Source organism: Glycomyces tenuis DSM 44171 (assembly GCF_000427885.1).
Taxonomy (GTDB): domain Bacteria; phylum Actinomycetota; class Actinomycetes; order Mycobacteriales; family Micromonosporaceae; genus Glycomyces; species Glycomyces tenuis.
Map to the genome: position 1 here is coordinate 238247 of NZ_ATYW01000009.1, position 18507 is coordinate 256753.

At 72.0% G+C, this 18507-nt stretch carries 15 protein-coding genes; 10 read left to right on the top strand and 5 right to left on the bottom strand.

What is annotated here, in order from left to right:
* Positions 1–9: 9 nt before the first annotated feature.
* On the top strand, positions 10–2958 hold the full coding sequence (locus tag YWW_RS0112730) for an ATP-binding protein (protein WP_026930428.1): 2949 nt from the start codon (positions 10–12) through the stop codon (positions 2956–2958).
* Here the strand turns inward: YWW_RS0112730 and YWW_RS0112735 are convergent.
* The 3 genes from YWW_RS0112735 to YWW_RS0112745 all read right to left on the bottom strand — a co-directional run bounded on the left by YWW_RS0112735 (position 2940) and on the right by YWW_RS0112745 (position 5971).
* Positions 2940–3755: an ABC transporter permease gene (locus YWW_RS0112735; protein ID WP_026930429.1), complete on the bottom strand. Its 816-nt coding sequence runs from the start codon at positions 3753–3755 to the stop codon at positions 2940–2942. The two genes, YWW_RS0112730 and YWW_RS0112735, sit on opposite strands and share 19 nt — an antisense overlap.
* Entirely contained in the window at positions 3752–4705 is a 954-nt protein-coding gene (locus YWW_RS0112740) for a daunorubicin resistance protein DrrA family ABC transporter ATP-binding protein (protein WP_026930430.1), read from the bottom strand. The genes YWW_RS0112735 and YWW_RS0112740 overlap by 4 nt, the downstream gene beginning before the upstream one ends.
* A gap of 267 nt (positions 4706–4972) precedes the next feature.
* Complete coding sequence (locus YWW_RS0112745; RefSeq protein WP_026930431.1) at positions 4973–5971, bottom strand: hypothetical protein; 999 nt, start codon at positions 5969–5971, stop codon at positions 4973–4975.
* Between the two features lie 108 nt (positions 5972–6079).
* Here YWW_RS0112745 and YWW_RS0112750 point away from each other — a divergent pair, with 108 nt between their 5' ends.
* The 5 genes from YWW_RS0112750 (at position 6080) to abc-f (ending at position 11992) form a co-directional block, all read left to right on the top strand.
* Positions 6080–6973: a transglutaminase domain-containing protein gene (locus YWW_RS0112750; protein ID WP_026930432.1), complete on the top strand. Its 894-nt coding sequence runs from the start codon at positions 6080–6082 to the stop codon at positions 6971–6973.
* An 84-nt stretch (positions 6974–7057) separates the two neighbouring features.
* Entirely contained in the window at positions 7058–7543 is a 486-nt protein-coding gene (locus YWW_RS30065) for a cation:proton antiporter regulatory subunit (RefSeq protein ID WP_035700137.1), read from the top strand.
* Between the two features lie 3 nt (positions 7544–7546).
* Positions 7547–8752: a cation:proton antiporter gene (locus YWW_RS30070; RefSeq protein ID WP_035700140.1), complete on the top strand. Its 1206-nt coding sequence runs from the start codon at positions 7547–7549 to the stop codon at positions 8750–8752.
* Between the two features lie 32 nt (positions 8753–8784).
* On the top strand, positions 8785–10107 hold the full coding sequence (locus YWW_RS0112765; RefSeq protein WP_026930433.1) for a M20/M25/M40 family metallo-hydrolase: 1323 nt from the start codon (positions 8785–8787) through the stop codon (positions 10105–10107).
* A gap of 262 nt (positions 10108–10369) precedes the next feature.
* Complete coding sequence (abc-f, locus tag YWW_RS0112770; RefSeq protein ID WP_035700142.1) at positions 10370–11992, top strand: ribosomal protection-like ABC-F family protein; 1623 nt, start codon at positions 10370–10372, stop codon at positions 11990–11992.
* Here the strand turns inward: abc-f and YWW_RS0112775 are convergent.
* Positions 11976–12812: an AraC family transcriptional regulator gene (locus YWW_RS0112775; protein WP_026930435.1), complete on the bottom strand. Its 837-nt coding sequence runs from the start codon at positions 12810–12812 to the stop codon at positions 11976–11978. The genes abc-f and YWW_RS0112775 overlap by 17 nt on opposite strands.
* A 73-nt stretch (positions 12813–12885) precedes the next feature.
* Here YWW_RS0112775 and YWW_RS0112780 point away from each other — a divergent pair, with 73 nt between their 5' ends.
* On the top strand, positions 12886–13389 hold the full coding sequence (locus YWW_RS0112780) for a VOC family protein (RefSeq protein WP_026930436.1): 504 nt from the start codon (positions 12886–12888) through the stop codon (positions 13387–13389).
* Here YWW_RS0112780 and YWW_RS0112785 read toward each other — a convergent pair.
* Entirely contained in the window at positions 13383–14357 is a 975-nt protein-coding gene (locus tag YWW_RS0112785) for an aldo/keto reductase (protein ID WP_026930437.1), read from the bottom strand. The genes YWW_RS0112780 and YWW_RS0112785 overlap by 7 nt on opposite strands.
* Before the next feature lie 264 nt (positions 14358–14621).
* Between YWW_RS0112785 and YWW_RS0112790 the strand changes: the two genes are divergently transcribed.
* Genes YWW_RS0112790 through YWW_RS0112800 form a run of 3 tightly spaced genes read left to right on the top strand, consistent with a single transcriptional unit; the run spans position 14622 to position 18455 of the window.
* Complete coding sequence (locus YWW_RS0112790; protein WP_026930438.1) at positions 14622–15440, top strand: undecaprenyl-diphosphate phosphatase; 819 nt, start codon at positions 14622–14624, stop codon at positions 15438–15440.
* Between the two features lie 40 nt (positions 15441–15480).
* Entirely contained in the window at positions 15481–16803 is a 1323-nt protein-coding gene (gene mshC, locus YWW_RS30075; protein ID WP_081687418.1) for a cysteine--1-D-myo-inosityl 2-amino-2-deoxy-alpha-D-glucopyranoside ligase, read from the top strand.
* Entirely contained in the window at positions 16800–18455 is a 1656-nt protein-coding gene (locus YWW_RS0112800; protein ID WP_026930439.1) for an enoyl-CoA hydratase-related protein, read from the top strand. The genes mshC and YWW_RS0112800 overlap by 4 nt, the downstream gene beginning before the upstream one ends.
* The last annotated feature ends 52 nt before the right edge of the window (positions 18456–18507 follow it).

Sequence of the window (18507 nt, forward strand, 5' to 3'; positions counted from 1 at the left end):
GGCGACACGATGCGAGTGGAGATCCTGGGCCCCCTGCGAGTGCGCGACGACGCCGGCCGCGACATCCATATCGGAGGCAAACGGCTCGGCGCCGTCCTGACCCGCCTCGCCCTCGACCCGGGGAAGACCGTCGCGGCCGCCTCGCTCGTCCGCGCCGTCTGGCCGGACGGCGGTCCGAGCGACGCCGCCCACGCGCTCCAGTCGCTCGTCTCCCGGCTGCGCCGAGCACTGCCCGACGGCGCAGAAGTACGCTCCGCGGACGACGGCTACCGCCTCGCGCTGCCGCCCGACGCCGTCGACGCCCACCGCTTCGAGCGCCTCGCCCGCGAAGGGCGCCTCGCGCTCGAGGACGGCCGCCGCGAGACCGCCGCGGCCCTGCTCCACGAGGCCCTCGCCCTCTGGCGAGGCGAGCCCCTCGTCGAGCTGCCCGACATGGTCGCGGCCGCCACCCGCCTCAACGAACTCCGCCTCACCGCGCTCGAAGACCGCTTCGCCGCCGAGGCGCCGGACCGCGCCGCCGAGTCGATCCCCGAACTCACCGAGCTGACCGAGGCCCATCCGCTCCGCGAACGCCTGCACGCCCTCCTGATCGACGCGCTGCGCGCCGACGGGCGCGGGGCCGAAGCGCTGGCCGCCTTCGAGCGGATCCGAGAGCGCCTCGCCGACCGCCTCGGCGCCGACCCCGGGCCGCAGCTGCGCGAAGCGCACCTCGCCGCCCTCCGGGCCGAGCCGACCGAACGCCGAGGCAACCTCAGAGCACCGATCAACCGGCTCATCGGCCGCGACGCCGAACGCGCCCGGATCGCCGAGCGCCTCGACACGGGCCGCCTGGTCACCCTCGTCGGGCCCGGGGGAGTGGGCAAGACCCGCCTGACCACGGCAGTCGCCGCCGAACAGACGCACCCGGGCGGCGTCTGGATGGTCGAGCTCGCCGCCGTGACCGACCCGGCCGACGTCGGCCAGGCCGCCGTGGCCGCGCTCGGCCTGCGCGACACCGCCATGCCGCGCGAGGCGCTGACCAAGCTGTCCGAAGCGCTCGGCGCCGGTGAGACGCTGCTGGTGCTCGACAACTGCGAACACGTCGTCGACGCCGCCGCCGCACTGGCCGCCGAGCTGCTCGGCCGATGCCCGAACCTGTCCATCCTGACCACCGGCCGTGAGCCGCTCGGCATCACCGGCGAGCTGCTGGTGCCCGTCCTGCCACTCGACGCCGACGCGGCCGTGCGGCTCTTCACCGAACGCGCCAGGGCGGCGCGGCCCGATTTCGAACCGACCGCGCTGGTCGCCGAGCTCTGCGAGCGCCTCGACCGGCTCCCGCTGGCGATCGAACTGGCCGCCGCCCGCCTGCGCACCATGCCCCTGGACACCATCATGTCCAAACTGGATGACCGTTTCGCGCTGCTGCGCGGCGGCAGCCGCACCGCCCTGCCCCGCCACCGGGCCCTGAGCGCCGTCGTCGCCTGGAGCTGGGAGCTGCTCGACGAGGACGAGCGGTCGGGCGCCGAACGTCTCGCCGTCTGCGCCGGAGGGTTCACCGCCGATGCGGCCGAACACCTCGACGCCCCACTGGGATCCCTGGTGGACAAGTCGCTGGTCCAGTTCGACGGCGACCGCTACCGGATGCTGGAGACGGTCAGGGAATACACCCTCGCGCAAGCGAAGAACACCGAAGCCGCGCGCGCCGCCCACGCCGCCTACTTCCTCGACCTCGCCGAACGCGCCGAACCGCGACTGCGCGGTCCCGAGCAGCTGCCTTGGCTCTCGCGGCTGACCGCCGAACGCGACAACCTCAACACCGCCGTCGACTACGCCTGCGAGAGCGGCGACGCCGACACCGCGATCCGCCTCTGCGCCGCCCTCGGCCACTTCTGGGCCATCCACGGCGAGCACGGCGCCGCGCTCGCCAGACTGCTCGCCGCCCACACCCTCCCCGGCCCGGCCCCGAGCGGCTCACGAGCCGCCGCCACGACCCTCTGCCTGTTCCACGCCCTGTTCGCCGGGGAACCCGACGCGGTGCTCACCGCCGAGCCGCCGCTGCGCCCGGCCGACCCGATCGGCAAGGCCCTCCACGCGATGCTCACCGGCGCCGAGACGCCCGTGCCCGAACTCGCGGCCGTACCGCCAGACCCCTGGAAACGCGGCATGTTCGCACTGGTCAGGGCCCTCGGCAGCGGCAACGGCGGCACTTTCGAGCAGATGCACCGCGAACTGCTCGCCGCCAGCGCCGGATTCCGCGAGGCCGGCGACCGCTGGGGGCTGGCCAGCGCCTTGACCTACGCCGCGCTCGCCACCGTCGCCTTGGGCGACTTCGAGACGGCGCTGGAGGAGATCGACGAGGCCGTGGCGGTCGCCGCCGAACTCGGCTCCAACGACTACCAGCGGGTGTGGCGGGCCGTCATCCGAATCGGCGCGGGCCGGCTCGACCGGGCCCGCGATGAGCTGAGCGGCATCGCCGCGACCGCCGCCGGACTGCCGGCCGCCATAGCCGGCGTGTCGCTCGCCGAACTGGCCCGCCACGCGGACGACCACCGAGCGGCGGAGCGGCACCTCGACGGCGTTGCCGGGCACACCGCCGCCGACCCGATGCTCCAGACGATGCTCTGGGACGGGCGCGGGCGCCTCGCGGTCGAGACCGGCGCGGCCCGCGAGGCGGCGACCGCGTTCAAGCGCGCCTTCGACCTCGCCCGCTGCACCGGCGACATGGGCCTGGTGGCGGCGGTGGCCGTGGGGATCGCCATGCTGCTGCACCGCCGCGGCGAACCGGTCACCGCGGCGGAGCTGCTGGGAGCGGCCTCTCCGTGGGACCTCGGCATGTCCGGCCTCGACACCAGGCGCCTGGCGGAGCACCTGCGCGCCGAACTGGGCGAGCGCGCCTTCGCCGAGGCCCGGGACCGTGGCCGAGACCTCGGCCGTGAGGGCACGCTCGCCCTGGTGGAGACTCAGACCCGCCGCTGGTAGGCCCAGACCGACAGCGGCACCAGGACCACGAGGAACCCCGCCGACCACAGCAGCGTCGCGGTCACCGGCCCGGCCACCGGGCCGCCCACGAGCAGACCCCGCACGGCCTCCACGCCGTGCGTGACCGGGTTGACGTCGACCCAGGCCCGCAGCCACCCCGGCATGGTCTCGACCGGCGCGACCATGCTGGTGCCGAACGCCAGCGGGAAGATCCCGAGGAACGCGACGGTCTGCACGATCGCCTCCTCTTTGATCAGCACGCCGACGAAGACGCTGATCCAGCTGAGCGAGAAGCCGAGCGCCACCGCCACGCCGCAGGCGGCCAGCGCCGAGGGCAGATCGGTCTCGACCCGGAACCCCATCAGGTAGCCGACGGCGAACAGCGTCACCAAGGTGACGACGTACCGCGCCGAGTCGGCGACCACCGACCCGATCAGCGGCGCCGAACGGCCGATCGGCATGGAGCGGAACCGGTCGAAGACGCCCTTCTTGATGTCGCGGTTGATGCTCATGCCCGTCGCCAGCAGCCCGGCCATCACCGTGGTCATCACCATGATCCCCGGGAAGAGATAGCGCAGGTACTCGCCGGTCGAACCCGCCACGGCCCCGCCGAACAGGTAGACGAACAGCAGCAGGAACATGACCGGCATGAACAGCGCGTCGAGGAAGATGCCCGGATTGCGCCGGACCTTGGTGAGCTCGCGGCCGGTGAGCGCGAGACTGTGCCGGGCGAGCCGCCACCGCTTCGGCTCGTTCACGATGGACGGCCTGGTCTGCTCGCGGACGTCGGTGGTCATGCCGCGGACTCCTCTCGTTCGTCATGGCGCCCGGTCAGGGCGAAGAACACCTCGTCGAGACTGGGCAGGCGCAGCGACAGTTCGGCCACCTCGACGCTCGCCGCGTCGAGCGCCTGCGTGATCTCGGTGAGCGCCCCGGCCGCGTCGACCGGGACGGTGAGCGTCCCGCCGCCGGTCGCGGTGGGCTCGCGGCCCGAGACGGCGCGCAGGACCTTGGCGGCGACCCCCGCCCGCTCGGGATCGGCGGAGCGGACGGCGATGGTCAGGCCGCCGACGATCCGCTTGAGCTCGGCGGGCGTGCCGTGGGCGATCACCCTGCCGTGGTCGATCACGGTGATGTCGTCGGCCAGCGCCTCGGCCTCCTCCAGGTACTGGGTGGTGAGCAGGACCGTCCTGCCCTCGGCCGCCATCGCCCGGATGGTGCGCCACAGGTCCTCGCGCTTGCCGGGATCGAGCCCGGTGGTCGGCTCGTCGAGGAAGACGATCCGCGGGTCGCCGATCATGCCCGCCGCCAGGTCGAGGCGCCGCCGCATGCCGCCCGAGTAGGTCGAGACGCGCCGCGAGGCGGCGTCGGCCAGCCCGAAGCGGCCGAGCAGCTCGTCGGCCCGGGCCCCGGCGGTCGCCCGGCCCATGTCGAGCAGCCTGCCGAACAGGACGAGGTTCTCGCGGGCGGTCAGATCCTCGTCGACCGAGGCGTACTGGCCGGTCAGCCCGATCAGGCGCCGCACCTCGGCGGCGCGTTTGACGACGTCGAGGCCGCCGACCTCGGCCCGCCCCTCGTCGGGGCGCAGCAGGGTCGCGAGGATGCGGATGGCCGTGGTCTTGCCCGCGCCGTTCGGCCCGAGCACGCCGAGGACGGTCCCGGATCGGGCGGCCAGGTCGACCCCGGCGAGCGCCGTCGTCTTCCCGAACCGTTTCACCAGTCCTTCTGCTTCGAATGCGTAGTCCATGCCCCGAAGGCTCCGCGCCCGCCTCACAGCACGCTCACACGGCGCTCACACCGTTCGCGCCCGCCTGTGAACCCCGACCGGGCGGCGCGTCGACAGCGGGTGCCGCTCATCGAAGGCGCGGCGAGGCAACCCGATCGGGCCCCGGCCGCGTCTTACCGTCGTACACCGCCGCTCCGCCGCGATGCCGACGGACGGCGGCGGCGCACGAACCGCGATCCCGGTGGTGGTGGACCGCCGGGATCGCGGTGCGAAACGCCCGCGCCGCCGTCAGTCCAGGCCGAGGAGCTCATCGCGGTCGAACCGCTCGGCCGCGGCCTGCGCCAGCCGCGTCCGCGTCCAGCGGTCGTGCCCCCGCGAGGTGCGGATCTCCAGCGCGAAGTCCTCCGCCAGGCGCGTCCACAGCCATTCGGTCCCGCCCGCGAGCGGGACGCAGGCGTACGACTCCTCGCCGGTCTCGGGCACCGCGTCGAGCCGGTGGTCCCCGCGCACCACCGCCAACCGTTCCTCGGGCGTGGTGCCGTGCCTGCGGGACTCCTCCTTCGCGGCGGCGGTGTGGCCGATCGGCCGCCCGGAGAGGATCAGCAGCGCCGCTTCGACATGTGAACCGTCGTCCAGGACGAACCGGGCCCGCGCGTGGCCGAAGTACGGCCGCAGCGCGGGGACCTTCGGATGGAGCGAGTCGAGGCGCACCACCTCCGCGACCGGCCTTCCGGTGACGTCGGCGACCTGACCGGACGTCAGCGGATCCCGCTCGCGGCCCCCTCGGGGCCGCAGGTGGTCGTACATGGCCTGCGTGCCGCCGACCGGCTCGCACCACCGCGTCACGCGCGTCCAGCCGACGGCCATGGCGACCGCCAGCACCACCGTCCCCCCGATCGCCACTACCGCGGTGGGCGTTCCCGAACCGAGCAGCCACGCCCCGGCCATGAACACCAGACCCCACACACCGATGTAGAGCAGCACCCGCAGCAGCACCCGCACGAGCAACGGCAGTGGGAACTCGGCCGGCCAGCCGCCCTTCGGCGCCCGAGCCCACGCGACCGGCGTGAACGACAGCGCGCCGACCGCCACCGCCGTCGCCAGACACGCCCAGGCCGTCGCCCACGGCCCCCACTCGAGCTCGTAGTGGAGCGCCACGGTCAGGAAGAGCGGCGCCGCCGCCGTCGCCGCGGCCGCCACCAGCGCCAGCAGCGCCCGCACGGGGCCGGGCAGCCGGGCGGGAGGCGGATCGGGGTAGGAGAGCACGTCGGCGTCCGGTGCGGTCATACCCGGAATCGTATTGCGCCGCATCGGTAAAACCCAACGACCTGGCAATGTTGAAATCCGGCAGTGAATGTCTCTATGCTCTCGCACACCGATCGAACGGAGCCAGAAATGACCACTGAGGACACCCTCGCCTACTACACCGAACCAGGCCCGCTCACCGCGGCCGGACCCCACGAGGCCGCCTTGCGGGCCCTCCCCGCGAGCCTTCCGGAACTCTTCGCGGCCGTGCAAGGCCTGCTGATGCACGACTTCTGCCGCGAGGCGTACGGCCTCGAACGCGTGCCCGAGTACACCGACACCGCCCACCTGCGGTCGACCGAGCACATCATCGGACGCCTCCTCGCCGACGGCCGGTCCCTGAACGAGCGGCGGGAGCCGCGCGACCGGCTCGGCGGCAGCTGCCGCCACTTCACGCTGCTCGCCGTCGCAGCCCTGCGGGCCCAAGGCATCCTCGCCCGCGCCCGCTGCGGCTTCGGCACCTACTTCGAGCCCGGCTGGCACATCGACCACTGGGCGGTCGAACGCTGGGACGCCGCGACCGGCCGCTGGATCCTGTGCGACGCGCAGATGGACCAGGTCATCACGCCCGGCCTGCCCGTCGCCATCGACCCGCTCGACCTCGCCCGCGACCATTTCGTCGTCGCGGGCGAGGCGTGGCGGCGCTACCGCGCCGGTGAGATCGATCCGGCTCGCTGCGGACTCTCCGGAGTCGAAGGGAAGGCGGGCTGGTGGTGGATCGCGGGCAACCTCGTCCGCGACGTCGCCGCCCTCGCCAACATGGAGCTGCTGCCGTGGGACGTGTGGGGCGGCATGCCCGCGCCGGACGAACCGGCCTCCGGCGAACTCCTGGAATTGCTCGACGAGCTGGCCGCGATCACCGCCGACCCCGACACCGCCGCCGAGGCCCGCGGCCGTTACGGCCGCGACGACCGCCTGCGCGTGCCCGAGCAGGTCTTCAACGTCCTGCGCCAGGCCGACGAGCCGGTCGCCGCGCCCGCATGACCGGTGGCTCGCCCGGCGATGATCCGGGCGAGCCGCTGTGAGATACGGTTCCCTGCGTACATGACGACGAAGGAGTGACCGATCGTGGATGTGGAACGCACTGAGCTGCCCGGCATCGGCGTCCGATTCGAATTCGAGACCAAGCGAGGCGTGCATCTCGGCATCGTCGCTCACCGCGAGGGACGGCGCGACTTCATCATCTACGACCCGGACGACCCCGACTCCATGCTCGACTGCATCGTCTTCGACGCCGACGAGTCCGGATCGGTCGGCGAACTGCTCGGCGGCGCCCGCATCGTCGAGAAGATCAACCAGCTTCACCACGAGATCGAGAACCTCGTCTCCCGCCAGCTGCTCATCGACGCCACCAGCCCTTACGCGGAGCGCCCGCTCGGCGACACCCGCGCCCGCACCCGCACCGGCGCCTCGATCGTCGCGATCGTGCGCGACTCCGGCGTCGAGACCGGCCCGGCCCCCTCCGAGAAACTGCACGTCGGCGACCGGCTCGTCACCATCGGGACCGAGGAGGCGGTCGAAAAGGTCGGGCGTATCCTGCGCGGGCTCGAGTAGCGCATGGACCATCTCGTCGAAGTATTCCTCCAGCTCGGCCTGCTCATCGGCGCACTCGGCATCCTCGGCGCCGTCGCCGGCAGATTCGGCATCTCGGCCATCCCGCTCTACCTCCTCGCGGGCCTGGCCTTCGGCGACGGCGGTCTGCACGACCTCGACGCCATCCAGAACTTCCTCGACATCGGCGCCGAGGTCGGCATCGTCCTGCTGCTGTTCGCCCTCGGACTCGAGTACACCCCCCGCGAACTCCTCGGCACGATGCGCACCTCCTGGAGGGCCGCGATCGTCGACCTGGTCCTCAACGCGACCCCGGGCGTGGTCTGCGCGCTGCTGCTCGGCTGGGGCCCGCTGGCCGCGGTCGTCTTCGGCGGCGTCACCTACGTCTCCTCCTCGGGCATCATCGCCAAGGTCCTGTCCGACCTGGGCTGGCTCGGCAACCGAGAAACCCCGACCGTGCTCTCGCTCCTGGTCGCCGAGGACCTCGTCATGGCCCTCTACCTGCCGATCGTCACCACGATCCTGGCCGGTCTCGCCTTCGCCCAGGCCGCCTGGGGCCTCGCGCTGGCCCTGCTCGCGGTCGGCGCCGCGTTCTTCGTCGCATCGAGGGGCGGCAGCCTCCTCTCGCGCTTCCTCGCCTCGCCGAGCGACGAGATCCTGATGCTCAAGGTCCTCGGCATCATCCTGGTCGTCGCCGGGCTGGCCGAGCAGGTCCACGTCTCGGCCGCGGTCGGCGCCTTCTTCGTCGGCATCGCCCTGGCCGGAGAGGTCTCCCACCAGGCCGAACGCACCCTCGAACCGTTGAAGCACCTCTTCTCGGCGGTGTTCTTCGTCAACTTCGGCCTCCAGACGGATCCGCAGGACCTCCCACCGGTCCTGGCGATCGCCGCCGTCCTGGCCGTGGTGACGATCGTCACGAAGTTCGCCACGGGCTGGTGGGCGGCGGGCCAGGCCGGCTCGGCCTTCACCGGGCGATTGCGCGCCGGCACGGTGCTGCTGCCGCGCGGCGAGTTCTCCATCGTCATCGCCGGGCTCGGCGTCTCCGCCGGACTCGACTCGCAACTGGGCTCACTGGCCGCGGCCTACGTGCTCATCCTCGCCGCGCTCGGCCCCATCGCGCCGCGCCTGGCCGACCCGATCGCGGCGAAGCGCCGCCGCAGGATCCGCGAGCGGAAGGAGCGGGCCGCCGCCGAGGCGAGCCGTGCGGCGTGAGGCCGCAGGTGCGGGCTTGATAGAAATCAACGATGGCAGCAACCGAGAACCCGCCCCGCCCCGCGGATGAGGTCGTCGAGATCGCGCGCGACCTCATCCGCATCGACACCACCAACACCGGCGACCACGCCACCTCAAAAGGGGAGCGCGCCGCCGCCGAGTACGTGGCGGAGAAACTCGCCGAGGTCGGCCTCGAGCCGAAGATCTACGAGTCCCTCCCCGGCCGCGCCTCCGTCGCCGCCCGCTACCCCGGCGCCGACCCGGCCCGCGGAGCCCTGCTCCTGCACGGCCACCTCGACGTCGTCCCGGCCGAAGCCGACGAGTGGAGCGTCGACCCCTTCGGCGGCGAGATCTCGGACGGCTACCTGTGGGGCCGCGGCGCGGTCGACATGAAGGACTTCGACGCGATGCTCCTGGCCGTCGTCCGCGGCTGGCGGCGCGCCGGCAAGGTCCCCCCGCGCGACCTCGTCCTGCTGTTCACCGCCGACGAGGAGGCCGGCTCCGACCACGGCGCCCGCTTCATGGTCGAGGAGCACCCCGAGGTGTTCGAAGGGGTCACCGAGGCGGTCGGCGAGGTCGGCGGCTTCTCCATGACCCTCGAGAACGACCTGCGCGTCTACGTCGTCCAGACCGCCGAGAAGGGCCTCGACTGGCTGCGCCTGCGCGCCGCCGGCCGCCCCGGCCACGGCTCGATGCTCCACGACGACAACGCCGTCACGCGCCTGAGCCGGGCCGTCGCGAACATCGGACAGCACGACTTCCCGGTCGAGATGACGCCGACCGTGCGGCAGTTCCTCGAATCGGTCTCCGAGCTGACCGGCGTCGAGTTCGACCCGAACAAGCCCGACGAGACGGTCGCGAAGCTCGGCCCCGTCGCCCGCCTGGTCGGCGCGACGCTGCGCAACACCGCGAACCCGACCCGCCTGAACGCCGGCTACAAGACCAACGTCATCCCCTCCTCGGCCGAGGCCGTCCTCGACTGCCGGTCCCTGCCGGGCCGCAACGACGAACTCGAGGAGAAGCTGCGCGAACTGGCCGGCCCCGGCATCGACTTCGACTACGAGATCCGCCAGCCCGGCATCGAGACCTCCTTCGACGGCCCGCTGGTCGACGCCATGGCCGAGGCGATCCGCGAGTCCGACCCGGGCGCCAGGACCGTGCCGTACATGCTCTCCGGCGGCACCGACGCGAAGGCCTTCGCGTCGATCGGGATCCGCTGCTTCGGCTTCGCCCCGCTGAAGCTCCCCGCCGACCTCGACTTCACCGCGCTCTTCCACGGCATCGACGAGCGCGTGCCGATCGAAGGCCTCGAATTCGGCGTCACCACCATGCACCGCTTCCTTTCGCAGTGCTGAACGAGTGATCCGGCCGGTGCGGTGAGCACGCTCACCGCACCGGCCGCCGCCGTCCTCTGGACAAGACCCCGCAGCGCCTCCTAAGGTCGTATCCATGTGGCTTTACCTCCGTTAGCAGTCTGCAGGGCTTCGCGTCGAGCACCGCTCCGCGACGGCCCGAGGCGCGCACGCCACGGCTCCTTGATCGCTCACCGCTGTGCCCTTCCGCGCGCCGCCGCTCCTCCCTTTCCCACACCGTGATCGGCCGCTGCCTGGAGGCGCCATGTTCCGCCACACTCAACTATCCCTTGTGGAAATAACCAAGCGCTACGGCGACAACCTCGTCCTCGACCGGGTCTCCTTCACCGTCAAACCGGGGGAGAAGATCGGCGTGGTCGGCGACAACGGCTCGGGCAAGTCCACGCTGCTGCGGCTCCTCGCCGCAGCCGAAGAGCCCGACAACGGCGAGCTCACCGTCCGCTCACCGGGCGGCGTCGGATACCTGCCGCAGAGCCTCGACCTGCCCGACGACCAGACCGTCGCCGACGCGATCGACCTCGCCCTGGCCGAACTGCGCGACATCGAGGCCGCTATGCGCGAGAGCGAACGCGCCCTCGCCGCCGGTGAGGACGCCGCCGAGGCGTACGCCGAGCTGCTGGCCCGCTTCGAGGCCCGCGACGGCTGGGAGGCCGAGCTGCGCGTCGACCGCGCCTGCGCGGCCCTCGGCCTGCCCGAGCTCGACCGGGACCGCCCACTGGGGACGCTCTCGGGCGGTGAGCGCTCGCGACTGATGCTGGCCGCGACCCTCGCCTCCCGCCCGGCGCTGCTGCTGCTCGACGAACCGTCCAACGACCTCGACATCGAGGCGGTGACCTGGCTCGAAAGCAAGCTGCGCACCTACCCGGGCACTGTCGTGGCCGTCACCCACGACCGGGCGTTCCTCGACGCCGTCACCACCACGATGATCGAGATCGCCGACCGCAAGGCCCACCGCTACGGCAACGGCTACACCGGCTACCTCGCCGCCAAGGCCCTCGAACGCCGCCAGGCCGAGGAGGCCTACGAGGCGTGGGCCGCCGAGGTCGAACGCCAGCAGGGCATCGTCGACGCCAACGTCGGCAACATGGACGCGATCCCGCGCAAGCTCCCGCTGGCGAACATGAGCACCGGGGCGTTCCGGGCCCGCAGTCGCGGACACGGGGCGGGCAGCCGCATCAAGATCGCCAAGCAGCGGCTGGAACGGCTGCGCGCCGAAGCGGTCCCACAGCCGCCCGAACCGATGCGCTTCACATCGGACATCGCCACGACCGGCACCGGCACCGGCCGCCCGGCGGTGTCGCTGACCGGCGTCCGGGTCGATGGCAGGCTCCGCCTCCCCGAACTGGTCGTCGAGCACGGGGAACGCGTCCTCGTCACCGGTCCCAACGGCGCGGGCAAGACCACGCTCCTGCGGGTCATCGCCGGTGAGCTCGAACCCGACGAGGGCACCGTGGTGCGCGGTGGGGCGGTCGGCCACCTGCGCCAACGCTCCGAACCCGGTTCCGATCGCCAGTCGGTGCTGCGGGCCTTCGCCGACGGCCGTGTCGGCACGCTCGAAGAGCACGCCGAGGCGCTGCTGCGCTTGGGCCTGTTCGAAGCCGAGCAGTTCGGGACGCCCGTGGCCGCCCTCTCGGTCGGCCAGCGCCGCCGTCTCGAACTGGCCCGCCTGGTGACCAGGCCCGTCGACGTGCTCCTGCTCGACGAACCGACCAACCACCTGTCCCCGGTGCTCGCCGAGCAGCTCCAGGAGGCCCTGGCCTCCTACACCGGCACGGTGATCCTGGTCAGCCACGACCGGCGCCTGCGCGAGTCCTTCACCGGACGCCGCCTGGAGATGGACGCCGGAGCTCTCATCGGCTCGCCATGACCAGCTCGCGCCCGGCCGATGCGCACTGCTCCGCGTACGCGGCCGGGGGCGAGCCGATCAGGTCCTTGAAGTCGTGTGTGAAATGCGCCTGGTCCGACCAGCCCAGCTCGGCGGCGAGCCGGGCGAGGTCGACCGCCGGGTCGGCGGCCAGCCGGTCGGCCGCGTCGTGGATCCGGTAGCGGCGGATCAGCCACTTCGGGCCCAGGCCGATATAGGACTGGAACAGCCGCTGGACGCTCTTCGGCGATATGGCGAACCGCTCGGCCGCCTGGTCGACCCTGGTGATCGAGCGGTCCTCCAGCATCGCCGCGACGATCCGCAGCAACCGCTCGTACCGCGGATCGGGCCGCTCGGGCAGCCGCGCGGACAGGAAGGCGGAGACGAGCCGGGCCGCGTCCCGGTCGCCGCCGCTCACGACGACCGCGTTCAGCTCGTCGGCCTCGGGGCCGTACAGGGCGGCCGCGCCGATCGTCCAGTCGGGGAGGGCGGCCGTCTCCTCACCGGTGAAGGCCGCGAAGCCGCCGGGCCGGAACTTCGCCCCGAAGACCCGTCCGGCCCCGGTGAGCGGGTGCCGCGAGATCGCAGTGCCGGGCCCGTGGACCTCCGCGCCGAGCACCGGCATGAAACTGAGGTTGACGGCCGGATGGGGGATGACCACCGACTCGTACGAGGCGCCCTCCGGCAGGTCCCAGCGCACCGACCAGAACCGCTCCACGTACCCGCCCAGAGCACCCTCGACCGGGTATCTGCGCAGCTCGATGTACCGGGCGGCCTCCTGTGGCCGCAGCAGGCCCTTGTCACTGGCGGTGCGTCGTTCCACGCCTCCGATGCTATGCCGCGGCTGTGTCGTCTTTTTACAAGCGCGGGCCGACGGCACCGACGAGACTGGTCCCATGAGCACTGATTTCGCAAAAGACGCCAATGTCGATCCGATCCCCGAGGGATACCACTCGATCACGCCGTTCATCGTCGTCAACGAGGCCGCGAAGGCCATCGAGTTCTACCGGAACGTCTTCGACGCGAAGGTCCTCACCCGCAACGACGGACCGGACGGCTCGGTCATGCACGCCGAGATCCAGATCGGCGACTCGATCGTCCAGCTCGGCGACGCGAACCCGGCGTTCGGCATGGCCTCGCCGGACCCCGAGCAGATCACCGCCAGCCTCGTGCTCTACGTCCCCGACTGCGACGCCGTCTACGCCAAGGCCGTCGAGGCCGGGGCGACCGTCCGCGAGGAGCCCTCGGTGTTCCTGACCGGCGACCGCTACGCCTCGATCGCCGACCCCTTCGGCCGCCGCTGGTCGATCATGACCCGCGTCGAGGACGTCTCCCGCGAGGAAGGCGAACGCCGCGTCAACGAGTGGATCGCCTCCATGGGCTCCGGCGAGGGTCAGTAACTCTCCGGATAGCCCACCGACGGCGCCGAGACGTCGTCGAGGGCCAGCCGGATCTCCGGGGGCAGGAACAGCTGCTCCGCGGCCAGGGACGCCCGCAACTGCGTCGCGTTGCGGGCGCCCACGATCGCCGAGGCCACGCCCGGCTGGTCCCGCACCCACGCCAGCGCCACCTCCAGAGGGCTGACCCCCAGCCCCTCGGCGGCGGTGGCGACCGCCTCGACGATCCCCGCCGACCGCTCGTCCAGATAAGTCGTCGCGAACCGCGACCACTGCGCCGAGGCCGCCCGCGAGTCCGAGGGCCGCCCGAAGCGGTACTTGCCGGTCAGCACGCCCCTGCCCAGCGGCGACCACGCCAGAAGGCCCAGCTCCATCGCCAGGCACGCTGGCAGCACCTCGCGCTCGACTCCCCGCTGGAGCAGCGAGTACTCGACCTCCGAGGCCACGACCGGCGTCCGCCCCGGCCAGGCCGACTGATGAGCGCACGCCCGCGCCGTCTGCCAACCGGTGTGATTGGACACCCCCACATACCGGACCTTGCCGCTGCCGACGGCCATGTCCAGCGCCGACATCGTCTCCTCCACCGGCGTGTCCGGGTCGTAGACGTGCAGCAGCCACAGGTCGATGTAGTCGGTGCCGAGCCGCCGCAGCGAGTTCTCCAGGCAGCGCATCAGCCACCCCCGCGAGGTGTCCCGCTTGCGGTCCGAGCCGTCGGTGCGCACCCCCGCCTTCGTGGCGATGTGGATCTCCGAACGCGCGACCACCTTCCCGATGAGCTGCCCGATCGCGGCCTCGGCCGCGCCCTGCCCGAACACGTCGGCGGTGTCGACGAGGGTCCCGCCGGCCTCGACGAAGGTCTGCAACTGCGCGGCGGCGTCCTCCAGGCCGACCTCGTCGGTGGTCCACGTCATCGTGCCCAGCCCGAGCGAGGAGACCTCGATGCCGCTGCGTCCAAGTGGTCGGCGTTCCATGACCACACAAGGTACATCGAGCAAGTCTCGGAAAGCTACGCGCTTTGCCCGCTCCGGGGCCGCTCCCGCCCCCGGCCGTTCGGCCGGTCCGGCCCCGCGCCGCTCCTCCCGAGGGATGAATCCGGGATCGGCTCGACGGCCGAAGCCGCAGCACGCTGCGGGTCAATACCCTTATCGCCGGGCCGCGCGGGCACCGGCGTCAGATGCGGCCCCGAGTCGGGGCCCGCTACGCTGTCGGACGTTGAAATCTGAAGGGAACGCGACTTGGAAATCTGGCAAGCGATCATCCTCGGCGTCGTCGAGGGCATCACCGAGTTCCTGCCCGTCTCGTCCACCGGACACCTGACGGTCTTCGCGGCCTTCATCGGGCTCGACCCCGCCGCCGAGGAGATCATCGCCTTCAACGCGGTCATCCAGGGCGGGGCGATCCTGGCGATCCTCGTCTACTTCCTCAAGGACATCGTCGACATCGCCAAGGGCTGGACGATCGGGGTGTTCAACAGCGACCGGCGCGGCCGCGAGTACCGCTTCGGCTGGTACGTCATCGTCGGCTCCCTCCCGATCGTGATCGCCGGACTGCTCATCGAGGACTACATCGACGCCGTGTTCAACCTCTACGCCGTCGGCATCGGCGCGATCGCGTGGTCCTTCGTCATGTGGTGGGCCGAGCGCGTCGCCACCCAGCAGCGCGGCGAGGCGCACATCAACATGAAGGACGCGCTCTTCGTCGGCGGCATCCAGGTGCTCTCGCTGTTCCCCGGCGTCTCCCGTGCCGGAGCGACGATGACCGCCGGGATGCTGCGCGACTTCGACCGCACCACCGCCACCCGCTTCTCCTTCTTCCTCGGCATCCCCGCCCTGGTCGGCGCCAGCGCCCTCGAGATGAAGGACGCCGTCGGCGGCGACCTGCCGCTCGCCTCGCTCATCACCGGCGTCATCGTCTCCGCCGGCGTCGCCTACGCCTCGGTCGCCTGGCTGATGAAGTTCGTCTCCAACCACACCTTCATGCCGTTCGTCTGGTACCGCATCGCCTTCGGCGTGATCATCATCGCCATCGTCGCCGCGGGCCTCGTCCCGGCATGACGCTGGCCGCTGCCGCCTGACGCGAACTACGATCGCCGCTATGGAATCTTGGACCGCACCAGACGTACCCGCCCTGCCCGGCCACGGACCCGCCCTGCGTCTCCACGACACCGCCACCGGCGAGCGGCGCGAGACGGTCCGGCCCGGCGGCGAACGCGCCTCCATGTACGTGTGCGGCATCACCCCCTACGACGCGACCCACCTGGGCCACGCCGCCACGATGATCACCTTCGACCTGGTGAACCGCTACTGGCGCGACCAGGGCCTCGAGGTCGACTACGCCCAGAACGTCACCGACGTGGACGAGCCGCTGTTCGAACGCGCCGACAGGGACGGCACGGACTGGCGGGTCCTCGGCCTGCGCGAGACCGCGCTCTACCGCGAGGACATGGAGTCCCTCAAGATCGTCCCGCCGCGCCACTACATCGGCGCCATCGAGACGATCCCCCTGGTCGGCAAGGCCGTCGCCGAGCTCCTCGAATCGGGCGCGGCCTACCGGCACGAATCGGGCGACGTCTACTACTCCGTCGCCGAGGCCCCCGGCTTCGGCGCGGAGTCGAACTACGACCGCGACACCATGCTCGGCTACGCCCGCGAACGGGGCGGCGACCCCGACCGCGAAGGCAAGCGCGACCCGCTCGACCCGATCCTGTGGAACGCCCCGCGCGAGGGCGAACCGTCGTGGGACTCGCCGGTCGGCCCCGGCCGGCCCGGCTGGCACATCGAATGCGCCTGCATCGCACTCGAACACCTCGGCGCCACCATCGACGTCCAGGGCGGCGGCTCCGACCTGATCTACCCCCACCACGAGATGTCGGCCGCTCATGCCGAGTCGCTCACCGGCGACCGGCCCTTCGCCCGCGCCTACGTCCACACCGGCATGATCGGCCTCGACGGCGAGAAGATGTCCAAGTCCCTGGGCAACCTCGTCTTCGTCTCCAAGCTCCGAGCCGAAGGCGTCGACCCCGCCGCCGTCCGCCTGGCGCTCCTGGCCGGGCACTACCGCGCCGACCGCCAGTGGACCCCCGCCGGCCTGGCCGAGGCCGAACTGCGCCTCGGACGCTGGAGGGAGGCCTGCTCGCGCGAGTTCGCCGTCCCCGCCGGAGCCGTGCTCACGGCCGTCCGGGAACGCCTGGCCGACGACCTCGACACCGCCGGAGCGCTCGCCGCCGTCGACGCCTGGGCCGCGGAGACTCTCGGCGCTGGTGGTGACGACCCGTCGGCGCCCGCTCTGGCCCGCGACACAATCGAAGGATTGCTCGGAATAGACTGCTCACGCTTATTGTGCGATATGTCGAGTCCCGGTACGCTCCAACCGCAGAGCGTCACCGACTCCCCACGCCGCCAGAGGAGTCGCAATTGAAGATCCTGCTGCTGGTATCGGCCTTCAACGGTCTGACCCAGCGTGTCTGGTGTTCCCTGCGCGAACAGGGACATGACGTCGGCGTCGAACTCGCCCCCGTGTTCGACTCGCCCGAATCGCTGACCCGCGAGGTCGCGCGGATCGACCCCGACCTGATCCTGTGCCCCTTCCTGAAGCACCGGGTCCCCGAGGAGGTGTGGCGGCGGTGGACCACCGTCATCGTCCACCCCGGGCCGGTCGGCGACCGCGGACCGTCCTCACTGGACCACGCTATTCTCGACCGGCGCGCCCGCTGGGGCGTCACCGCGCTCTCGGCGGTCGAGGAGATGGACGCCGGCCCCATCTGGGCCACCTCGACCTTCGACCTGCCCGAGGCCATCGGCAAGAGCGCCCTGTACAACGGCCTCGTCGCCGACGCCGCCATGGACTGCGTCGCCCAGACCGTCCGCAAGTTCGCCGCCGGCGAGCAGCCGCTGCCGCCCGCCGAAGTGCCGCGGGAGATCCGCGGCACCACCGAGCTGCCACTGCTGCGCCGAACAGCCTTCGAAATCGACTGGTGGGCCCCCGCCGACGAGATCGCCCGCCGCATCGCCGCCGCCGACGGCGCCCCCGGCGCACCGGCCGAGCTGGGCGGCAGGCGCTACTGCCTGTTCAACGCGGCCGCCGTCGGCGAGCAGTACGGCGCCACCCCCGGCACCATCGTCGGACGCAACCTCGAATCGATCGCCATCGCCTGCGGACAGGGCACGCTGTGGATCGGCTACGCCGCCACCCTCGACGCCAAGAGAGGCCCCAAGCTCCCCGCCACGATGGTCGTCGACGCCGCGGGCGCCCCCTTCCTGCCGCTCCCCGAGGCCCTCGCCGAGTCGACCTACCGCCGCGAAGGCGACATCGGCTACCTCACCATCCGCTCCTACAACGGCGCGATGCACACCGAGCAGTGCCGCCGCTTGACCGCCGCCGTCGAGAAGGCCCTCACCGAGGACACCAGGCTCCTCGTCCTCACCGGCACCGAGCACGCCTTCTCCAACGGCATCCACCTCGGCGTCATCGACGCCGCCCCCGACCCCGCCGCCGAGGCGTGGGCCAACATCGGCGCCATCGACGACCTGTGCGCCGCCATCGCCTCGGCCGAGCAGGTCACCATGGCCGCCTTCAGCGCGAACGCCGGCGCCGGCGGCGTCATGGCCGCGCTGTGCGCCGACGTCACCGTCTCCCGCGACGGCGTCGTCCTCAACCCGTACTACGACATGGGCATCTTCGGCTCCGAGCTGCACACTTGGACCGTCGCCGGACGCGTCGGCCCCGAGCGCGCCGCCTCCCTCCTGGGCGACAAGCTGCCGATCTCGGCCGCCGAGGCCGCCCGCATCGGCCTGATCCAGGCCGTCGGCCCCCGCGACTGGTCCTCGTTCCGGTACTGGCTGAGCGCCGTCGCCGTCGGCTACAACGAGCCGGTCAGCCGCGGACGCATGTTCGCGGCCAAGGAGCGCCGCCGCGCCGAGAGCCGACCGCTGTCGTACTACCGGACGATCGAGCTGGCCGAGATGGCCCGCGACTTCTTCGACGACCGCCACGGCTTCGAGGCCAAGCGGCGCGCGTTCCTGCGCAAAACCGCCCCGACCGAGACGCCCGCGAAACTCCGCTTCGCCTAGGCCGGACCGAACCGCCCGATCGCGTTGACAGGCCGCCACAGACCTGGTGAAC

Coding starts and splice junctions, on each gene's coding strand:
- YWW_RS0112765 (WP_026930433.1), top strand. CDS start 8,785: ATGGCAGCAACCGAGAACCCGCCCCGCCCCGCGGATGAGGTCGTCGAG.
- YWW_RS0112780 (WP_026930436.1), top strand. CDS start 12,886: ATGAGCACTGATTTCGCAAAAGACGCCAATGTCGATCCGATCCCCGAG.
- YWW_RS0112740 (WP_026930430.1), bottom strand. CDS start 4,705: ATGGACTACGCATTCGAAGCAGAAGGACTGGTGAAACGGTTCGGGAAG.
- YWW_RS0112785 (WP_026930437.1), bottom strand. CDS start 14,357: ATGGAACGCCGACCACTTGGACGCAGCGGCATCGAGGTCTCCTCGCTC.
- YWW_RS0112750 (WP_026930432.1), top strand. CDS start 6,080: ATGACCACTGAGGACACCCTCGCCTACTACACCGAACCAGGCCCGCTC.
- YWW_RS0112745 (WP_026930431.1), bottom strand. CDS start 5,971: ATGACCGCACCGGACGCCGACGTGCTCTCCTACCCCGATCCGCCTCCC.
- YWW_RS0112730 (WP_026930428.1), top strand. CDS start 10: ATGCGAGTGGAGATCCTGGGCCCCCTGCGAGTGCGCGACGACGCCGGC.
- YWW_RS30070 (WP_035700140.1), top strand. CDS start 7,547: ATGGACCATCTCGTCGAAGTATTCCTCCAGCTCGGCCTGCTCATCGGC.
- abc-f (WP_035700142.1), top strand. CDS start 10,370: ATGTTCCGCCACACTCAACTATCCCTTGTGGAAATAACCAAGCGCTAC.
- YWW_RS0112735 (WP_026930429.1), bottom strand. CDS start 3,755: ATGACCACCGACGTCCGCGAGCAGACCAGGCCGTCCATCGTGAACGAG.
- mshC (WP_081687418.1), top strand. CDS start 15,481: ATGGAATCTTGGACCGCACCAGACGTACCCGCCCTGCCCGGCCACGGA.